This is a genomic window from Aeromonas sp. 604443, from assembly GCF_049170315.1.
Classification (GTDB): Bacteria; Pseudomonadota; Gammaproteobacteria; order Enterobacterales; family Aeromonadaceae; genus Aeromonas; species Aeromonas veronii_A.
This window is the reverse complement of sequence record NZ_JAAKMI010000011.1, coordinates 132,384-149,215: the sequence shown is the minus strand read 5'-3', so window position 1 is coordinate 149,215 and position 16,832 is coordinate 132,384. Positions and strand designations below refer to the sequence as shown.

The following is a 16,832-nucleotide window of genomic DNA, read 5'->3' as shown; positions in this document are numbered from 1 at the left end:
TTCGGCGCCCACTTCGCTAGGAAGCTGGCTCATCAGTCCGGCGTGTTCCGCCGTGCTGGTAGGGGCGCATTATAGGGGGCGGCGCTGCGATGACAAGACTTTTTTTGAAGATAATCACGAAAATTTCAAATTATTCAATTAGAAACAGCTTATTCAGTGTATATATACAATGTTATCCACAATCCGGTTATTTCACTCCCATTTTAGCGTCATTTATGTCGCCTTCAGTGACCTTGGGAATGCCATACTGGAGCCGATAACCTCTCCCGAGTGGTCCATGGTAGCGCCAATCAGGAAAGCTGGTTACCATGGAGGTGAATATAGTGTTGCACCTTTTTTGCTTTCATTTACAAAAGGTCTTTTAAGATGAATTTATCCAAGTTTCCCGTATATATGCAGGCCGCAATCCTTGCTCTGGTATTGGCAGTGGTTGGCTACCTGGTTGCCCAGGCCCTGCAGTTCTCTTTGAAAGCGGAAGTGATTTTTGCAGCAGGTCTGGCCATCGGCGGTTTCGTGGTACCGCTGTTCCTGAAGCGAACCCCGGCTAATGTCGCCGAGTCGATCGCCAATCAGGAGACTTGCACCTTATATGTAGGCAACCTGCCCTATCGCGCCAATGAGATTGCAGTGCGCGAATTGTTTGCCGAACAGGGCCAGGTCATTTCCGTGCGGTTGATGAAGGACAAGGCAACCGGCAAGCGCAGAGGTTTCGGTTTCGTGGAGATGCCCGCCGCCGATGCCGCCAAGGCGATTGCCGCTTTGAATGACAAAGAGTATCAGCAGCGCACCCTAAAGGTGCGTGAAGCAAATGACAAACGTGATAAAGAGGAAAGAGAAGGTAGCGAAACTGACGCCTAACCGCTCGTCAGTACTTCACCTCTTCCAATGATGACAGCCCCCATGCTTGCAAGGGGGCTGTCAGTTTTTGAGCCTCCCCATCCAGCCGGGTACAGTAAGCCCTGGCGATCACCTCTTCTATATGTACAGGCTGCGCGGCGGCATGCGTTCCATTGCTCAGCAACCAGGCCACCCGTTTGGCAACGGCACTGCCCGAGTCAATAAGCTGACATTGCGGCATCAGTTGCCCAATCTCTTCATTGAGTAGCGGGAAGTGAGTGCAACCAAGCACCAGCGTATCCGGCTTTTCTTCCCCCTCCAGCCAGTCGGCCAATACCTCGCGCAGCAGCGCCATATTGACCGGCAGGCCCGCCAGCTTGTGTTCGGCTTCTATAACCAGCTCGGTGGTGCCCTTGAGCAACACCCGCTTGCCCGGGGCAAACTGGGCGATCAGTTCGTGGGTATAGTCGCGGCTGACGGTGCCCGGTGTAGCCAGCAAACCGATACAACCGTTGCGAGTCTGCGCAGCTGCTGGCTTGATGGCTGGCACCACCCCCACCACGGGAATATCCAGTGCCTCACGCAAGGCCGGCAGCGCTATGGTGCTGGCAGTGTTGCAGGCAATCACCACCAGATCGATATGATGACGGGCTACCATGGTGGTCACCAAGCGGGTGCAGGCAGCAATCAGGGCGGGCTCGCTCAATTCACCATAGGGGAAGTGGGCGTTGTCGAAGCAGTAGAAATAGTTGTGAGCCGGCAGAACGCGGCGGATCTCGCGGTAGATGGTCAGGCCACCCATACCGGAGTCGAACACGAGAATATTGGCCACTTGAGCTCCCCTTTGGTGCAAGGCGGCGATCATACTCCCGCCTGCAGCCAATAGAAAAGGCCCTGCCAATGGCAGGGCCTCGGTTTTTCAAGGATGAACCAAATAAAGCATCAGAAACGGTAATCGGCAGTTACTTTGAACTCTGTACCCGATGATGCATAGCCATAAGCGGGGGCATAATCACGATCAAGCAAGTTATCTATACGCCCCCCCAAGATAAATTGCTGAGTCACCTCGTAACTGGCAGCCAGGTTCAACAGCGTATAGGCACTGAGTTCCACCCGCTGGCTAGTCGCCCAGTTGTTGTCATAGCGCTTGCCCACATAGAGCAGTTCAGCAGTTAGTGTTGCGGCATCGAATCGGGTATCTGCGATCCAGCTGCCTTTATGTTCAGCTCTACGCAGCAGCTGCAAATCCTGGTTACCCGTATCTTTGGCTCTGGTGTAGTCGTAGCTCAAACGATGATGCACTGGTCCGGTGTCGATGCCGAGCTCCGTTTCCACTCCTTTGATATCCGCCGTGGTATTTTTGGGGTTGCAGGTGTAGCTCATGCTGGTCAGGCAATAAATCAGATTGTCGATGCGGTTGCGATACAGATTCACAGACCAATCCCATGCTGAATAGCGACCTGACAGACCCAACTCCAGGTTTTTGCTCTCTTCCGGCTTGAGTGTCGGATTCTCAAACCCAGGATAATAGAGCTGGTTGAAGGTGGGCGCTTTGAAGCCAGTACCGTAGCTCAGCCGGACATTATGGTTCTCATCGATATCCAGCCCGCTGGCGGCAGACCAGGTGTTGTGACGACCATATTGCTGGTTGTCATCGGTACGACCTGACAGCTCCCACAGCAGCGCCTGCCAACGGTAGCTCCCTACGGCAAACAGACCGGTATTGTCGCGGTCGGGGGCATTGAAAGCTTTATTAGACCCTCGAGAGTCTGACTTCATCTCCTCACGCTGCCAATCTGCACCGCCTGTCAGGCTGACCCCTTCAATACCACTCCAGCTATTGATCCAGGATAAGCGTGTCAAACCTGTATGAATGGGCTGGCCAGTCTCTTCCCCATTACTCTCCAGCCAGTTCTTCAGCTTGTTCTCACCGTAACTGGCTTCAAATCGACTGATCAGATCCTTACTCTGGAACTTAAGACCACCGTCATATTGGAAAGCCTGAACCCGACTTTGATCTGATGATGGAACGCCGGGCGCAAGCCAGTCTTCACCACCATCTATATCAGTGAGGTTGTTATAACCCTGCGCGTTAATGTCGGCACTCCAAGCATCATTGAAACGGTGATTCAGACCAATCTGGCCATTCAAACCAGCAAACCCATCCCGATCAGGCTGTATAGGGGTAGAGCCATCTTGCGCCTTAATATCAAAACCATCGGTACGCTCGTAGCCGATCAGCATGTTCATATCGGTTTTTTGACCCAATGACTGAACCGTTCTGAGCTCGCCTTGGCCATAACCATTGCTGCCAGCACCGCCCTTCAGGTGTGTCTCACTGCCATTCTTGGCGGATGTTTTGGTGATGAGGTTGATAACGCCGCCAATGGCATCGGAACCATACACAGCCGCGCGTGGGCCACGGATATATTCGATGCGCTCGATATTGCCGAGCGGGATTTGGCTGAGATCGGGCGTACCCGCCACCATGGCGGCAATCGGGCGACCATTCATCAAAACCAGAGAGTGGTTGGAGTTGGTTCCACGGACAAACAGGCTGCTGATGTGCCCTCGGCCTCCCAGAGTCGCCATCTGCACGCCGGGCAGGGTTTTCAGCAAATCAGGCAAACTCTGCACCTGACGAGATTCGATCTCGGCGCGATCGATCACCACAACGGGCGCCAGCACCGAGCTGACCGGTTGTTCCACGCGGTTGGCCGTAATGACCAGCGTTGGATTGATAGGGATGGTTGTTTGGGCAAACGCCGCCGTCGGCAACAGGGCAGCCGCCAGAAATTTCTTCGACATGAGAGATCCTTAAGTTCGCGTAAGTATCTACTTCGTAGCCGGTTTCTCTCGGCCCGAAATACGAACTCTGGCAGGTCTTCGGGCTCGGGGGCTGATGGCCTACGGCGACGGCTTCCCGCCTGACGGCAGTGCCCTGATGTCGCTTCGTTCCCCCTTACCGCTGCGCGCCAGCTCCGGATTCTCACCGGATTCCCTATTAAGCATGATGCGCCAAAGCGGGAGGATTATAGGCAGAGCCAAGCTGGATGTATAGCCATCCAGATTTCTATTTGTTACCCGCCAGCGCCGCCAGCCGCTGCTGGGCCCCCTCCATCACCGCCTGTACCCCGGGATGGGAGAGATGGCGCCCTGCCGAGACCAGATAGTAAGAGAGAGTGACGTCGGTGAGGGTCGCAATTCGCTCCACCCCGTAGAGGCGACCAATTTCGTCAGCCATCGCCAGCGGTGCCGGGAAGATCCCCATCCCCGCCTTGCCGAACGACTTCATCAGAGTGGAGTCATCAAACTGCCCCACCATATGGGGATGAATGCCCTGCTGGCGATACCAGGCCAGCAGCCGATCGTGGGTAGCCGATTTCTCTCCGGGAATAAGCAGCGGCAACCCCTCCAGCGAGGCGGGAAAGCCATCCCGCGCCCGCGCCGCCAGCTCCGGGCTGGCAAACAGCGCCAGCGGGGTTCGCCCCAGTTCGTGGTTGTAGCCGCGCACGCCGCTGTCGGGAGGGAGCGGGCGATCGATCAGCACCATATCCAGCTTGTGACGGGCCAGTTCGCTGAACAGCTGCTCGGCTCGCTCCTCGTGACACACCAGCCGCAGCGGCGTCGCCAGCGCCATGGCGGGGGCCAGCAGCTCGAACGCCAGAGTACGGGGTACCGAATCGGCGATCCCCACCTGCATTGTCAACTCTTGACTGGCGTGGCGCAGGGTGTGCTCCAGCTCGGCGCCGAGCGAGAAAATCGCCCCCGCCTGCTCCTGCGCCTGCCGTCCGGCAGCGGTCAGCACCAGACGCCGCCCCACCCGGTTGAACAGCGCCACCCCGAGTGACTGCTCCAGCTCGGCGACCTGACCGCTGATGGTCTGCGGCGTTAAGTGCAGCTGTTCGGCGGCCTGCGTCACGCTGCCGCAGCGCGCCACATGCCAGAAGTAGTAGAGCTGTTTGTAGTTGAGCATGCCGTCCCCAATCAGTTTTTACCGAACAACCATCAGTGAGAATCTGATTTTATCGAAACATTGCGGGCTCTAGCATGCAACCATTATCTGAACTGCCCTGCGAACCATCATGCTGGACGTTGTTGTACTCTTCTTTCTGTTTGGTCTGCTGGCCGGTCTGGTGCGCTCCGAGCTCAAGCTGCCGCCCGCCCTCTACGACACTCTCTCCCTCTTTTTGCTGCTGGCCATCGGCCTCAAGGGCGGCGTCGGTCTGGCCCAGCAATCCCTGCAACCTCTGCTGCCACAACTGGCGCTGGTGATCCTGCTCGGCGTGGTGCAGACCCTGCTCGGCTTTGCCGTGCTGCGCCTCAAGATGAACCGGGTCGATGCCGCCGCCACCGCCGCCCACTATGGTTCGGTCAGCGTAGCCACCTTTGCGGTCGGGGTGAACTGGCTCACCGAGCGGGGCATCAGCTTTGAATCCCAGCTCTCCATCTTCCTGGCGGTGATGGAGATCCCCGCCATTCTGGTGGGCATAGTGTTGGCCCGCGGCATCAGTCGCGAGACTCGCTGGCGCATGCTGGCCCACGAGACCTTCCTCGGCAAAGGGGTCACCCTGCTGCTGGGCGGCATGGCCATCGGCTATCTGGCCGGGCCGGACGGAATTGCCCCACTCAAACCGCTGTTTGTCGACCTGTTCAAGGGTGCGCTGGCGCTGTTCCTGCTGGAGATGGGCCTCATCGTCGCCCGCCAGTGTCAGGATCTGCGCCGCCATGGCCTGTTCCTGCTCGGCTTCGCCCTTTTGATGCCGCTCGCCTCGGCGGGACTGGGATTGGCTGCTGGCCAGCTGATGGGGCTCTCCCTCGGCGGCCTGACCCTGCTGGCCACCCTGGCGGCCAGCGCCTCCTATATTGCTGTGCCGGCCACCATGCGCATCGCCGTGCCCCAGGCCAACCCGGGGCTCTCCCTCAGCGCCGTGCTGGGGGTCACCTTCCCGTTCAACATCATGCTGGGGATCCCGCTCTACCACAGCTGGGCCCGCCACTTCACGGAGTAGCCACATGCAGACCGAGACCCGCACCCTGCTGACCGTCATCACGGAAGCCAATCTGGAGCCAACCCTGCTACGCACCCTCACCCGCGAGGGGCTGCGCGGCTACACCATCACAGATGCCCGTGGTCGGGGGGATCATGGCGAGCGCAACGCCAGCTGGAGCGAGAGCGGCAACATCCGGCTGGAGGCGATCTGCAGCCGGGAGCAGGCGGAGCGGCTGCTGGCCCACCTGCAGAGTCGCTACTACCCCGACTACGCCATGATCGCCTTTCTGCAACCGGTCGAAATCGTGCGACCCGAGAAATTCTGAGCCGGCTTGCCGGCTCTTTTTGTTTACCAAAAGCAAACGTTTAACAGCAAGGAACCAATACACATGAACACCCCTCCGCTGATCGGCCTGGTAATGGGCTCCGACTCCGACTGGCCAGTGCTGCAGGCTGCCGCCCGCATCCTCAAGGAGCACGGCGTGCCCTACGAGGCACAGGTGGTATCGGCCCATCGCACCCCGGATCTGCTGTTCGAGTATGCCGCCACTGCCCGCGAGCGCGGTCTGCGCGCCATCATCGCCGGGGCCGGTGGAGCCGCACACCTGCCGGGCATGGTTGCCGCCAAGACCACATTGCCGGTGCTGGGGGTGCCCATCCCCTCCCGCCATCTCAAGGGAATGGACTCCCTGCTCTCCATCGTGCAGATGCCCAAAGGGGTGCCGGTAGCCACTTTCGCCATCGGCGAGGCGGGGGCCGCCAACGCAGCCCTGTTTGCGGTCTCCCTGCTCTCCGTTGCACAAGACGACGACGCCCCCCGATACCGGCAGCAACTCGACGACTTCCGCACCCACGAGCGAGATCGGGTGCTGGCACTGCAACTGGAGGAGCCGACATGATACTGCCACCCGCCACCCTCGGCATGCTGGGGGGCGGCCAGCTTGGCCGCTACTTCGTGATGGCCGCCCACCGCCTCGGCTATAAGGTGGTGGTACTGGATCCCGACCCGGCCAGCATCGCCGGTGCCGCCGCCGATCACCATATTGTCGCTTCCTATGATGACCAGGCCGCCCTGCACGATCTGGCTAGCCGCTGCGAGGCCATCAGCTGCGAATTCGAAAATGTGCCCGCCGCCACCCTCGCGCTGCTCGAACAGCAAAAGCCGGTACGCCCGACCGCCAGCGCGGTGCGCATCTGTCAGGATCGCCGCGAGGAGAAAGCCTTTCTGTGCAGAGCTGACATCCCGGTTGCCCTCTATCTGGCGCTACTGCCGGAAGAGCCCATCCCCGCACAGGCCAGCGAACTCTTGCCCGCCATTCTCAAGACGGCCCGCGAAGGATACGACGGCAAGGGACAGTGGCAGGTGAGCGATCTGGATGAGCTGGCGAGCGCGCTGGCAGCCAGTGGCGTCCCCTGCGTGCTGGAACAACGGCTGGCGCTGGAGGGGGAGTTTGCCCTTACCCTGACCCGCAGCCCGAGCGGCGCCATCAGCGCCCTGCCGCTGGTGCAGAACTGGCACAGCGGTGGCATTCTCGATCAGACCCGCTCCCCGGCCAATGTGCCGGTGCTGGAGAGCGAAGCCAAAGCAATAGCCGAGCGGCTGATCGCAGCCCTCGATTACGTCGGGGTGCTGACGGTGGAGTTCTTTCTGGTGGAAGGGCGCCTGCTGGTCAACGAGCTGGCCCCCCGCCCCCACAACTCGGGTCACCCCAGCCTCGACAACGCCGCATGCAGCCAGTTCGAGTTGCAGGTGCGGGCCCTGTGCGATCTGCCGCTACCGGAGCAGATCGCCGTACGCCCCGCCCTGTTAATCAACCTGCTGGGGGATCTCTGGCAAAACGGCACGCCCGACTGGGCTACCCTGCTGACGCTGCCCGGCCTGCATCTGCACCTCTACGGCAAGAGCGAACCCCGCCCCGGCCGCAAGATGGGTCATATCACGGTAACCGGTGACGACTGGTCAACGGTGGAGGAAACCTGCCGCAAGGCCCGCCAGCTGCTGGGGCTAGCGCCGCGCTGATCGACCATCGGAAATGCAAAGACCCGGGCATGGCCCGGGTCTCTGTTTTTGCTTGCTATGGCAGGGAGGCTTATCAGGCCCGCTCCACCGCTACCGGTGCCGGCAGGCGGATGGTGAGGGAGAGCACCAGCGCCACCACCAGCAACACCAGGATCAGGTGGAAGGTCGCCATAAAGCCGCCAAACAGGGAGGCTACGATGGAGCCGATGATGCTGCCCAGACCAAAGCCCAGATAGATGACGCCGTAGTTCTTGGTCAGGTTGTTGAGACCGAAGAAGTCGCTCACCAGCGAGGGGTAGACGGTGATGGTGCCACCGAAGCTGAATGCCACACAGGCGACCGCCACAAAGAACAGGTTGGCGTTGAGCGGCACGAACAGCAGCAGCGCCATGCCCGCCAGGGTAATCAGCTGGGCAATGGTGATAACCCGGATGCGGGACATCTTGTCGGAGAGGATACCCAGCACCAGACGGCCACCGAGGTTGGCCATGGCGATGATGGCGACGGCATTGGCGGCGACTACAGCAGGCAGACCCACCATCTTCTCGCCGATATCCTTGGCCACGCCGATGACGTAGAGGCCGCTCATGCAGGCGGTGAGGAACATCAGCGCCAGCATCCAGTACTGCGGCTTGCGCATCGCCTCGGCCAGAGTGAAGTCACGGCTCTCACTCTGCTGTACGGAAGCGGCCTGCTTGGGCGCATCCTTCATCAGCATGCCGCCCACCAGCACCATGGACATCGCAATCAAGCCCCACAGCTGGAAGGTGGTCTCAAGGCCGGAGCTGGAGAGCAGCAGCAGGTTGATATATTTGAAACCGAGACTGCCGAGGCCATAGGCACCGATGGAGCAGGCGGAGATGAGCCCCTTGCGCTCTGGGAACCACTTCACGCAGTTGGAGAGGGTCATCAGGTAGCCGGTACCGTCGGCAAAACCGACCAGAATGCCCGCGCAGAGGTAGAGCATCGCCAGATTGCTGGCGTGGGCGGTGAGGAAGAAGCCGATGCCGAGCAGCACGCCAGCACCGAGGGTGACGTTGCGCACCCCGAACCGCTCCTGCAGTTTGCCCGCCATGGAGGAGGCGACCGCCAGCGACAGGCTGAGCAGGCCGAAAGCGAAAGCGACCTGACTCACCGGCTCGTCCAGCTTGTCGGAGAGCTGGGCGTTGAACAGGCTCCAGGTATAGACAGAACCCAGTGCGAACTGGGTGATGATGGTACCGATCAGTGTCAGGTACCGAGTGCGGTTCATCTCTTTGGTCATGATGCGTCTCGGTCGATGGCCTTAAGGAAACTGGGGCCACTATAGACAAGACGCGGTTCGCGCCGATCGATTAAGGCATGAAATGCAGATCGGCGGGAATGAATGACAATCAGAGCCGCATCAGCTGACGGAACGCCTTGATGTTGCTGCGACTGACCGGCACCTCGAACGGCAGATCATGGAGCCGGATGAGATAGGTGCTGTTGAACCAGGGGACTATTTCGCGGATCTTGTTGATGTTGACGCAGTAGGAGCGGTGACAGCGAAAGAACCCCTCGGCGGGCAGCCGGTTGACAAACTCGCTGATGGTCATGGTCATCACGTAGCGATCGTCGCGGGTGTAGACATAAGTGAGCTTCTCATCGGCTTCCGCGTAGTAGATCTGCTCGCAGGGGGTGACGATGATACGCTCCCCCTTCACCAGATTGACGGTGCGATTGTGCGGGCTATTCCCCTCACCGCTCGCCTCCCCCGTGGTGGCTGGCTGCGACTTGCCCGCATGCTCGAGCTTCTGCAGCAGATTGATGATGCGCGGCTCGTTGTAGGGCTTGAGGATGTAGTCGAACGCCTCCAGCTCGAACGCCTCCACCGCAAACTCCTTGTAGGCGGTAACGAAAACGATGTGGGGTGGGTGACTCGACTTGTGCAGGTTCTTGGCCAGCAGCAGGCCATCGATGGAGGGGATCTGGATATCCAGAAACACCACATCCACCTCGTGATCCTGCAGGTATTTGAACGCCTCCAGCCCATCCTCGAAGCTCGCCACTATCTCGATCTGGCTGTGCTGATTCACCAGATAGATCAGCTCCTCGCGGGCCAGATACTCATCTTCGACAATAATGGCTTTCAGCATGACAACACCTCTCGCGGCACACACTTATCCTCAACCATGATGGCACTCAGCATGGCATCGACTCCTGATCCGGCAGATAGAAACTCACTTCAGTACCCGGCTCCAGCCGCTTGAGGTGCAGGCCGTCGCCATAGAGCAGCTTGACCCGCTGATGCACGTTCATCAGGCCGATGCTGCGGCTCTCCACCCGACCGGCGGCCACCCCGTCGATTACAGCCTGACTGATGCCGTAACCGGTGTCTCGTACCGATACTCGGATGCCGCCCGCCAGCTGCTTCACCTCGATGGTGACCCGACCCGGCGCGCTGCGGGGCTGGATGCCGTGCAGGATGGCGTTTTCCACCAGCGGCTGCAACAGCAGGCTCGGCACCTGAATGTGCACATCGTCCACCTCGAACACCACCTCCAGCTTGTCGCCGAAGCGAGCCTGCTCGATGGCCACGTAGTCACGCACCTGCTGCAGCTCCTCCTGAATGTCGATAAGCTCATCCCCCTTGTTGAGGTTGTAGCGCAGGTAGTCCGCCAGATTGGCGATGAGCTGGCGCGCCTGCTGGGGCCGGATGCGGATCAGCGACGAGATAGCATTGAGGGCATTGAACAGGAAGTGCGGGTTGATCTTGCTCTGCAGGGCGGTGAACTCCGCCTTGCGGGTCATCTCCTTGAGTTGCTCGATGCGCGACACCTCCATCTGGGTGGAGATGAGCTGGGAGAGGCCCACCGCCATCTCCCGCAGGGAGCTGGTGATGCTGTGGGTGCGGCGGTAGTAGATCTTGAGGGTGCCGCTCACCGAGCCGTTCTCCCGCAGCGGAATAATGATGACCGAGTGGAAATCGGAGAGGTGATACTGGCGCAGATCGTTGTTGATGATGATCTGGTCGAGCAGCACCGCCTGCTGGGTCATGCCGCTGATGGCGTGGTGCTCATCCAGCTCGTAATAGTCCTTGCCCACCCCGACATAGGCCAGCACGTCATGGGTATCTGTGATGGCCACCGCATCGGCGCTGATGTCGCGCCGGATCACATCGCACACCTGACTGAGGGAGTGGCGATCGATGTTCTGGAAGAAGGGCAGCGTCTTGTTGGCGATATCGAGCGCCAGCTTGGCCTGCTTGGCGGCAATCAGCTCCTTCTCGTCATCCAGATCCTGCACCAGCTTGATGATGAGGCCGATGCAGAGCGCCCCGGCGATCATCGGATAGGCGATATGGTTGACGATCTCCACCCCGACTTCATGGGGCTCGGTCAGCAGCCAGATCAGCAGCATGGTCAGCCCTTCGCAGAGCATCCCCGCCAGAATGCCGTAGAGCCAGAGCCGCGACTTGCGACAGCGCAGGTGCAGCCAGGTGGCGAGCAGACCGGCAATGATGCTGGCGATAAGACAAGGGATGGAGGTGTGGCCATCCATGTCGATGAGATAGCGATGCAGGCCGGAGATGACCCCGGCCGGAATGCCGACCCAGGGGCCGAACAGGATGCCGCCCGAGATGATGGCGATGATCCGCACGTTGATCAGCGCCCCCTCCACCGGAATGCCGGTGTAGGTACTGAACACCGCAAACAGGCCGAAGATGGAGGCCACAAGCACCAGCTCCGCCGGGGTGTGATCCCGCTTCTGGAACAGCCGCTGGAACGGCCGGGTGCGGGTCAGGAAGAAGAGGGTCATCAGCATCAGCGCCGCCCGTTCGAACACCGCCAACAACATCATTTGATTTTCGAGCAACACCCGCACCTCTCCCGCATGTAAAACAACAAGGCTGCGCATTGTGCCACTCCAGGTCGGTCTAAGCTTTTTCTAATGCTCGCCGATAGAGAAATTGACTCCATTCGGGGCCACCACACAGGAGATACACATCATGAAAAAGAACTTCCTGCTGCTTGCACTCCCCACCCTGCTGATTGCCAACCAGGTCGAGGCACAAACACTGAGCCAGACAGTGACCTGGCAAGCAACAGCCAGCAAAGACAGCCAATCCTCCGTCAGCTTGCTGCATCCGGGGCAACAAGCCATTTCCACAACAAACCCGGCGGCTCAAGTATTGGCAGCCAAGCTAACCTCTCCCGATAGCGGGTTAACGTTTAAAGCTCGCACCTTGTCGACGGCAAGTGATACCCCCACTGTGATGCTTAATGGCAAAAAGCTCACTACAAAGTACCAGTCAGTCCCAGCAACGGAACAATATTATCTTTCATATCAACAAACGGCCCAGTCTGCTGGGCAGCTAACCGAAAGTGGGTATGAGCTAGTAGCCTACTGGTAATCGCCTAAGACCGCAGTGAGAGGGGTTACTCCCCTCTCGTTTTGTGTGCTTTATTCCAATAATCGACCCCAGCCTTTACCTGTTGATACATATTTCGGACCTGTCTCAATGCTGCGGGCATGCAAACCGACAGACGAGGTGACTGCTCCCATTCGCTACAGCAGGCAACCAATTCATCCGCTCCCAGAATCCTGGCCCCCCCTTTCAAACGATGCAGCTGGGCCAAGAACTTCTGGCTATGACCTTGCATACAGGCTTCAGCAAGATGCTGCATGTCTTGTTCAGATGCAGTGACAAACTCATTAATCAATACGCTCATCAGCTCACTGTTCCCTACCGTAAGTTTGCTCAATTTATGCATGAATCGAGTAGCCATATCTTCAGGAGCCAGCAATATTTTCCCTGGGTGGTGGGTAGCCAAGCATGCCTTGAGGTCATCGAGACTCACGGGCTTGAACAAACAATCGTCCATCCCAGCCTCCATGGCCCTCTGCACTTGATCTTGGCGAGCATCTGCAGTCAAACCAATCACTACGGTACGCACGGCTTCATTATCTCGCTCCTGCTGGCGCAGCAAAGTGGTAAATTCCAAACCATCAATATCAGGCATATTGAAGTCGCTAATGATGATATCAACAGGCTCCTGTGACAACAGTTGCAGAGCGGATTTACCTGAGCTGGCCGTCAGCACCTCATGACCTAAAAATGTCAGTTGCTGGCTGACCAGCAAGAGATTTGTCGGGTGATCGTCAATAACAAGAATACGGTATCCCGCATTGTCATATGACGGAGTAAACCTCTCTTCTGAGCCACACTCTCGGACAGCCAAGGTTTCCGCAAGAGGCAAACGAAGCGACACGATTACCTTTGTCCCCAGTCCCAGCTCACTGTTTATTTCCAGATCACCTCCCATCATCTGACACAGAGTCCGGCTGATCATCAGTCCCAACCCGGTGCCAGATTTTTGTATATCGGCAGGTTGCGTAGCCTGACTAAAGGGCAAAAACAGATACTCCAAATCTTCCTTACTGATCCCGATCCCGGTATCAGCGACACTTACGGTGATGTCACACCATTCTCCATCTGGCCGTAAATCAACCGCCAGTTCGACACCGCCTTGGCGGGTAAATTTAATGGCATTACTCACTAAGTTGGAAAGCACCTGCTTATACCTAATAGGGTCAACCATGACGGCCACATCATGCTGGTCGTATAATTTCAAGGTCAGTCCCTTCTGACGTGCTACGACAGAAAAAACATTGATTACAGACTGGTTAAGCACATTGATTTGTTGCGGTGATGGAGACAGCTCCAGTTTGCCTGATTCAATTTTTGAAAGGTCCAGTATGTCACCTATCAACCCTAGTAAATCATGCGACGCTTGATAGGCGACTCGAATTGCATCACGGTCCTCCGTATTCAAGCCATCCTTTCTTAATGTCAACTCAAGCAAACCAATGATGGCATTCATCGGCGTTCTGATCTCATGGCTCATTGTGGCTAAAAAGGTTGACTTGGCACGACTGGCCGCCTGAGCATCACGGCTTGCATTATCTAGTCTCTCGATCAAAGAGACTCGTTCACTGATGTCTATCCAGCCACCGACAACACCATCGACCTCTTCTGAAAGGCCACGAAAAACCTGTATCCAGTGATATATATTTAAAACTCGATCGGTCAGCAGCAATACATGATCGCCATCTCTGGGCTCTGCATCCTGAAGAGTCCCTCGATAAACATCGCCAAGGACTGACATATATGGCCAGCGTCGCTCACATTCTTCTATTGTCAAGCCGATTAAGTCTCTTTTTTCAACATCAAAAAATGCCGCATAACTGCTATTACAGAGTATCAAGCGACCTGTTACATCCCTAGCATAAATAGGATGGGGAGTACTATCCACCAACTCTTCAATAAAGTTAAGCTGTGCATTCAGCTCTATTTCCGCTTTTTTTCTCAGCTTGACTTGCCGGCGCAAATAGAGTATCCAAAAAAAGGCTAATACCAGCGTCAGCAGTGCTGCAAAAATATACTTAGCATAAATAACTATAAACTCATAAAAAGACATTTCATCATGTTTTGCACTGACTCGCCAGCGAGATGCCAATATATCCAGCTCATCAGGTGGGATGGAGGCCAATACTTTATTGATGATGCCAATCAGGTTTGACTGATCTTGGTTGACAGCAAAGGATGCTCTTATTGGCATCGAATCAAAAAGCTCACCAGCAATGATCAAGCTATCTGAATATTCTGAGTTAATCAGATACTTGGCTGCTCGCAGTGGCACCAGTGCCATATCACATCGTTCAGAGAAGACACATTCCACCGCGTCAGTAAGTTTTTTCACCCATACTGGCTTATTGACTGATAGCTGGCCCCCATAAGGATATTCCAATCGAGCACCCTCAATCTGCGCAATGCGGCCACGTTCTAATATCTCGCTGGCAGATGGTCGCTGTGGATTTTTCTTAACGACCATCACAATGGGATCAAGCATAAACGCACGGCTAAACAGCAGCGTGTCTTCACGAGCTTTCGTCGGGGTAATGACGATGGCATCAACCTCTCTGCGCCCCAGTCTTTCTAGCTGTTCAAGAGAAGAGCCGATAGGTACGGGAGTGACCTGAATGCCGAGCTTGGCACCAATCACCTGTAATACATCCAGAGAGATGCCATGCAGGTTACCTCTGACATCGATAAAGCTCAGTGGCGGTGCCCCTTTATTTACCGCAATTCTAAGCTCCCCTTTGCTATTGATCCATTGCCATTCCTCTTCCGTCAGCATGGCAGGCTTTGATTCGATAGATAGGCCCCCACCACTCCATCTTTTCAAAATAGAGTCATGATGGAACGTGGTGACGACACGGAGAGCAATATTCACTATATCTCTTAGGAGATCATCATCAGACTTGAGTCCAAATGCAAAACCATTGGTCTGCGCAAAAAGTGGTCTAACCAGATGCACACTGTCCTGATAAAGCTTATTGACAATAAAGTTACCTGATATCATGTCAATCAATACGGCATCAGCCTCACCATAGGCAACCGCAGCTACCGCACTGTATTTTGAGGCATGTATATCTATCTTCACACCAGGTAATATTTTTATTATTTCAGCCATAGGCAAATAACCTTCTGCCACCGTAATATTTTTTATCTTTTTATTATTTACACTGATGTTTTTATAGAGAGCCGGCTGATCTTCAAGATAGACATCCGTTAATAACAATCCATTATTTATCTCATACCCATTGGCAGAGCTGATCATGTCAGCCTCACCCATCTTGACAGCCATGATCGCTGCATCACGTGAAGGGTATTTTTTGGCAAAAATATCTATATCAAGAATTTTCGACAGCAATCCAAGTACATCGGCCGTTGCACCCTCATAGTTTTCTGAGCGAATGGTAATATCCAAGGGGGGGTTATCAGGCAATGGCACAGCCAATACCAATTGCTCTTTTTTACGCAACCATATTAGTTGTTCAGCATTAAATGCCGGCAAGGTGTTTTTATAGTTATACGATTTCTCACGAGAATGAATTTTAATATATTCGTCTTTCGATGATGCAAAGCTAAAAAAAGGTATCACCAGCATAATAGCAAGATATTTAATGAAGCTGTTCATTTTCATTGGCGTCCACTCAAAAAAGACTTTTGCTCTTTGCTAGTTCTATTAGCTCCACAATATTGGAAACATTTAACTTTGCCATCAGTCGTGCTTTATAAGTGCTGATGGTTTTTTCACTAAGCAACATATCTATAGCAATTTCCTTATTTGCCTTGCCAAGGCAGAGGTTGCGCAACACTGTCATTTCTCGACTTGATAGGGTGCTGAAAATATTATCTCCATCAATTAGCTCTGCATATTTCCCATGATGCATAACTTTTTTTGGAAAAGCTTTTTTCTGACTCTGGCATTTCAATATAGCCTTTTTAAGCATCATAATATCATCTAATTTTGAGACAAAACCATCTGCTCCGGCTTGCAAACACCTTAACATATTATGTTGACTATCGAGCGCGGAGAAAACAATGATAATAGCAGGCGATCCCTCCATTCTAATTCTTTTAATCACTTCTATACCATCCAAACTTGGAATTCCGATATCAATGATAGTAATATCCGGATTGATTTTTTTAAAAACTGACAGGGCATCAACACCATTATCAACCTCACCCGCAACTATATAATTTTCTTGTTGCAACAATATGCGAATGGCAACTCTTATTGCTGGATGATCATCCACAACTAATACTTTTCTCATGCTCCCTCCAGGACGGCTCCAACTGAAAACCAAAATAATGCTGTCTATTCTTAGCTTTACTTGAGTTCCTAAGGCGTATCAAGCCATAGCCAAGCTTTCTAATAGCTTAATGAACGCCTCATCAATCATGAATCTTATCTGGCATTTACTGCTGGAGCTAATACATGAATGTCTGATGCATCATGATTATAGCTGAATGTGGCCATCGCTAACGGAGAGAAAGATCTACTTGTAAATTATTGATAATTAATGCCTTTTTAAGATTCCCTACATAACTATACGTTAAGGAATGGTAAAGCAAAGGTACTTTCGATTACCACTTAACACATTGTTATG

General features: G+C 55.2%; 14 protein-coding genes and 1 riboswitch. Of the genes, 6 read left to right on the top strand and 8 right to left on the bottom strand.

Annotated elements, in window-relative coordinates; genetic code table 11:
- Positions 1 to 366 precede the first annotated feature (366 nt).
- On the top strand, positions 367 to 858 hold the full coding sequence (locus G5380_RS15365) for an RNA recognition motif domain-containing protein (RefSeq protein ID WP_005339200.1): 492 nt from the start codon (positions 367 to 369) through the stop codon (positions 856 to 858).
- A gap of 7 nt (positions 859 to 865) precedes the next feature.
- Here G5380_RS15365 and murI read toward each other — a convergent pair whose 3' ends face one another.
- The 3 genes from murI to G5380_RS15350 all read right to left on the bottom strand — a co-directional run bounded on the left by murI (position 866) and on the right by G5380_RS15350 (position 4,813).
- The gene (gene murI, locus G5380_RS15360) at positions 866 to 1,669 is read right to left on the bottom strand and encodes a glutamate racemase (protein WP_421352875.1); all 804 of its coding nucleotides are present in this window, start codon (positions 1,667 to 1,669) and stop codon (positions 866 to 868) included.
- Positions 1,670 to 1,779: 110 nt separating this feature from the next.
- Positions 1,780 to 3,645: a TonB-dependent receptor domain-containing protein gene (locus G5380_RS15355; RefSeq protein ID WP_421352874.1), complete on the bottom strand. Its 1,866-nt coding sequence runs from the start codon at positions 3,643 to 3,645 to the stop codon at positions 1,780 to 1,782.
- Positions 3,646 to 3,696: 51 nt separating this feature from the next.
- A riboswitch (cobalamin riboswitch) is annotated at positions 3,697 to 3,875 on the bottom strand.
- Between the two features lie 35 nt (positions 3,876 to 3,910).
- The gene (locus G5380_RS15350) at positions 3,911 to 4,813 is read right to left on the bottom strand and encodes a LysR family transcriptional regulator (protein WP_199428017.1); all 903 of its coding nucleotides are present in this window, start codon (positions 4,811 to 4,813) and stop codon (positions 3,911 to 3,913) included.
- A gap of 109 nt (positions 4,814 to 4,922) precedes the next feature.
- Here G5380_RS15350 and G5380_RS15345 point away from each other — a divergent pair, with 109 nt between their 5' ends.
- From G5380_RS15345 to G5380_RS15330, 4 genes are all read left to right on the top strand, one after another.
- Positions 4,923 to 5,849: a sodium-dependent bicarbonate transport family permease gene (locus tag G5380_RS15345; protein ID WP_005342109.1), complete on the top strand. Its 927-nt coding sequence runs from the start codon at positions 4,923 to 4,925 to the stop codon at positions 5,847 to 5,849.
- Positions 5,850 to 5,853: 4 nt separating this feature from the next.
- A complete protein-coding gene (locus tag G5380_RS15340; RefSeq protein ID WP_005321666.1) occupies positions 5,854 to 6,156 on the top strand; it encodes a P-II family nitrogen regulator in 303 nt (100 codons plus the stop codon).
- 63 nt (positions 6,157 to 6,219) lie between these two features.
- Complete coding sequence (gene purE / locus G5380_RS15335; protein ID WP_335832887.1) at positions 6,220 to 6,729, top strand: 5-(carboxyamino)imidazole ribonucleotide mutase; 510 nt, start codon at positions 6,220 to 6,222, stop codon at positions 6,727 to 6,729.
- Positions 6,726 to 7,850 (top strand): 5-(carboxyamino)imidazole ribonucleotide synthase, encoded by a 1,125-nt coding sequence (locus G5380_RS15330; protein ID WP_421352873.1) that lies wholly within the window; start codon positions 6,726 to 6,728, stop codon positions 7,848 to 7,850. The genes purE and G5380_RS15330 overlap by 4 nt, the downstream gene beginning before the upstream one ends.
- A gap of 73 nt (positions 7,851 to 7,923) precedes the next feature.
- Here the strand turns inward: G5380_RS15330 and G5380_RS15325 are convergent, their stop codons facing one another.
- The 3 genes from G5380_RS15325 to G5380_RS15315 all read right to left on the bottom strand — a co-directional run bounded on the left by G5380_RS15325 (position 7,924) and on the right by G5380_RS15315 (position 11,687).
- Positions 7,924 to 9,114 carry an L-lactate MFS transporter gene (locus tag G5380_RS15325; RefSeq protein ID WP_040069602.1) on the bottom strand — a complete coding sequence of 397 codons (1,191 nt, stop codon included), beginning with the start codon at positions 9,112 to 9,114 and terminating at the stop codon, positions 7,924 to 7,926.
- Between the two features lie 109 nt (positions 9,115 to 9,223).
- Positions 9,224 to 9,967, bottom strand: coding sequence for a LytR/AlgR family response regulator transcription factor (locus G5380_RS15320; protein WP_421352872.1), 744 nt, complete (start codon positions 9,965 to 9,967; stop codon positions 9,224 to 9,226).
- Positions 9,968 to 10,013: 46 nt separating this feature from the next.
- Positions 10,014 to 11,687, bottom strand: a complete 1,674-nt coding sequence (locus tag G5380_RS15315; RefSeq protein WP_005339222.1) for a sensor histidine kinase — start codon at positions 11,685 to 11,687, stop codon at positions 10,014 to 10,016.
- 133 nt (positions 11,688 to 11,820) lie between these two features.
- Here G5380_RS15315 and G5380_RS15310 point away from each other — a divergent pair, with 133 nt between their 5' ends.
- Positions 11,821 to 12,225, top strand: coding sequence for a hypothetical protein (locus G5380_RS15310; RefSeq protein ID WP_421203620.1), 405 nt, complete (start codon positions 11,821 to 11,823; stop codon positions 12,223 to 12,225).
- Positions 12,226 to 12,250: 25 nt separating this feature from the next.
- On the opposite strand, the gene G5380_RS15305 is transcribed toward G5380_RS15310, so the two are convergent.
- The gene (locus G5380_RS15305; RefSeq protein ID WP_421206745.1) at positions 12,251 to 15,862 is read right to left on the bottom strand and encodes a response regulator; all 3,612 of its coding nucleotides are present in this window, start codon (positions 15,860 to 15,862) and stop codon (positions 12,251 to 12,253) included.
- 10 nt (positions 15,863 to 15,872) lie between these two features.
- The gene (locus G5380_RS15300; protein ID WP_421203623.1) at positions 15,873 to 16,496 is read right to left on the bottom strand and encodes a response regulator; all 624 of its coding nucleotides are present in this window, start codon (positions 16,494 to 16,496) and stop codon (positions 15,873 to 15,875) included.
- Positions 16,497 to 16,832 lie beyond the last annotated feature (336 nt).

Bases quoted from the DNA above. Each gene is read 5' to 3' on its own strand.
- G5380_RS15365 (WP_005339200.1), top strand. From the start codon at position 367: ATGAATTTATCCAAGTTTCCCGTATATATGCAGGCCGCAATCCTTGCT.
- G5380_RS15355 (WP_421352874.1), bottom strand. From the start codon at position 3,645: ATGTCGAAGAAATTTCTGGCGGCTGCCCTGTTGCCGACGGCGGCGTTT.
- G5380_RS15350 (WP_199428017.1), bottom strand. From the start codon at position 4,813: ATGCTCAACTACAAACAGCTCTACTACTTCTGGCATGTGGCGCGCTGC.
- G5380_RS15345 (WP_005342109.1), top strand. From the start codon at position 4,923: ATGCTGGACGTTGTTGTACTCTTCTTTCTGTTTGGTCTGCTGGCCGGT.
- G5380_RS15340 (WP_005321666.1), top strand. From the start codon at position 5,854: ATGCAGACCGAGACCCGCACCCTGCTGACCGTCATCACGGAAGCCAAT.
- purE (WP_335832887.1), top strand. From the start codon at position 6,220: ATGAACACCCCTCCGCTGATCGGCCTGGTAATGGGCTCCGACTCCGAC.
- G5380_RS15330 (WP_421352873.1), top strand. From the start codon at position 6,726: ATGATACTGCCACCCGCCACCCTCGGCATGCTGGGGGGCGGCCAGCTT.
- G5380_RS15325 (WP_040069602.1), bottom strand. From the start codon at position 9,114: ATGACCAAAGAGATGAACCGCACTCGGTACCTGACACTGATCGGTACC.
- G5380_RS15320 (WP_421352872.1), bottom strand. From the start codon at position 9,967: ATGCTGAAAGCCATTATTGTCGAAGATGAGTATCTGGCCCGCGAGGAG.
- G5380_RS15310 (WP_421203620.1), top strand. From the start codon at position 11,821: ATGAAAAAGAACTTCCTGCTGCTTGCACTCCCCACCCTGCTGATTGCC.
- G5380_RS15305 (WP_421206745.1), bottom strand. From the start codon at position 15,862: ATGAAAATGAACAGCTTCATTAAATATCTTGCTATTATGCTGGTGATA.
- G5380_RS15300 (WP_421203623.1), bottom strand. From the start codon at position 16,496: ATGAGAAAAGTATTAGTTGTGGATGATCATCCAGCAATAAGAGTTGCC.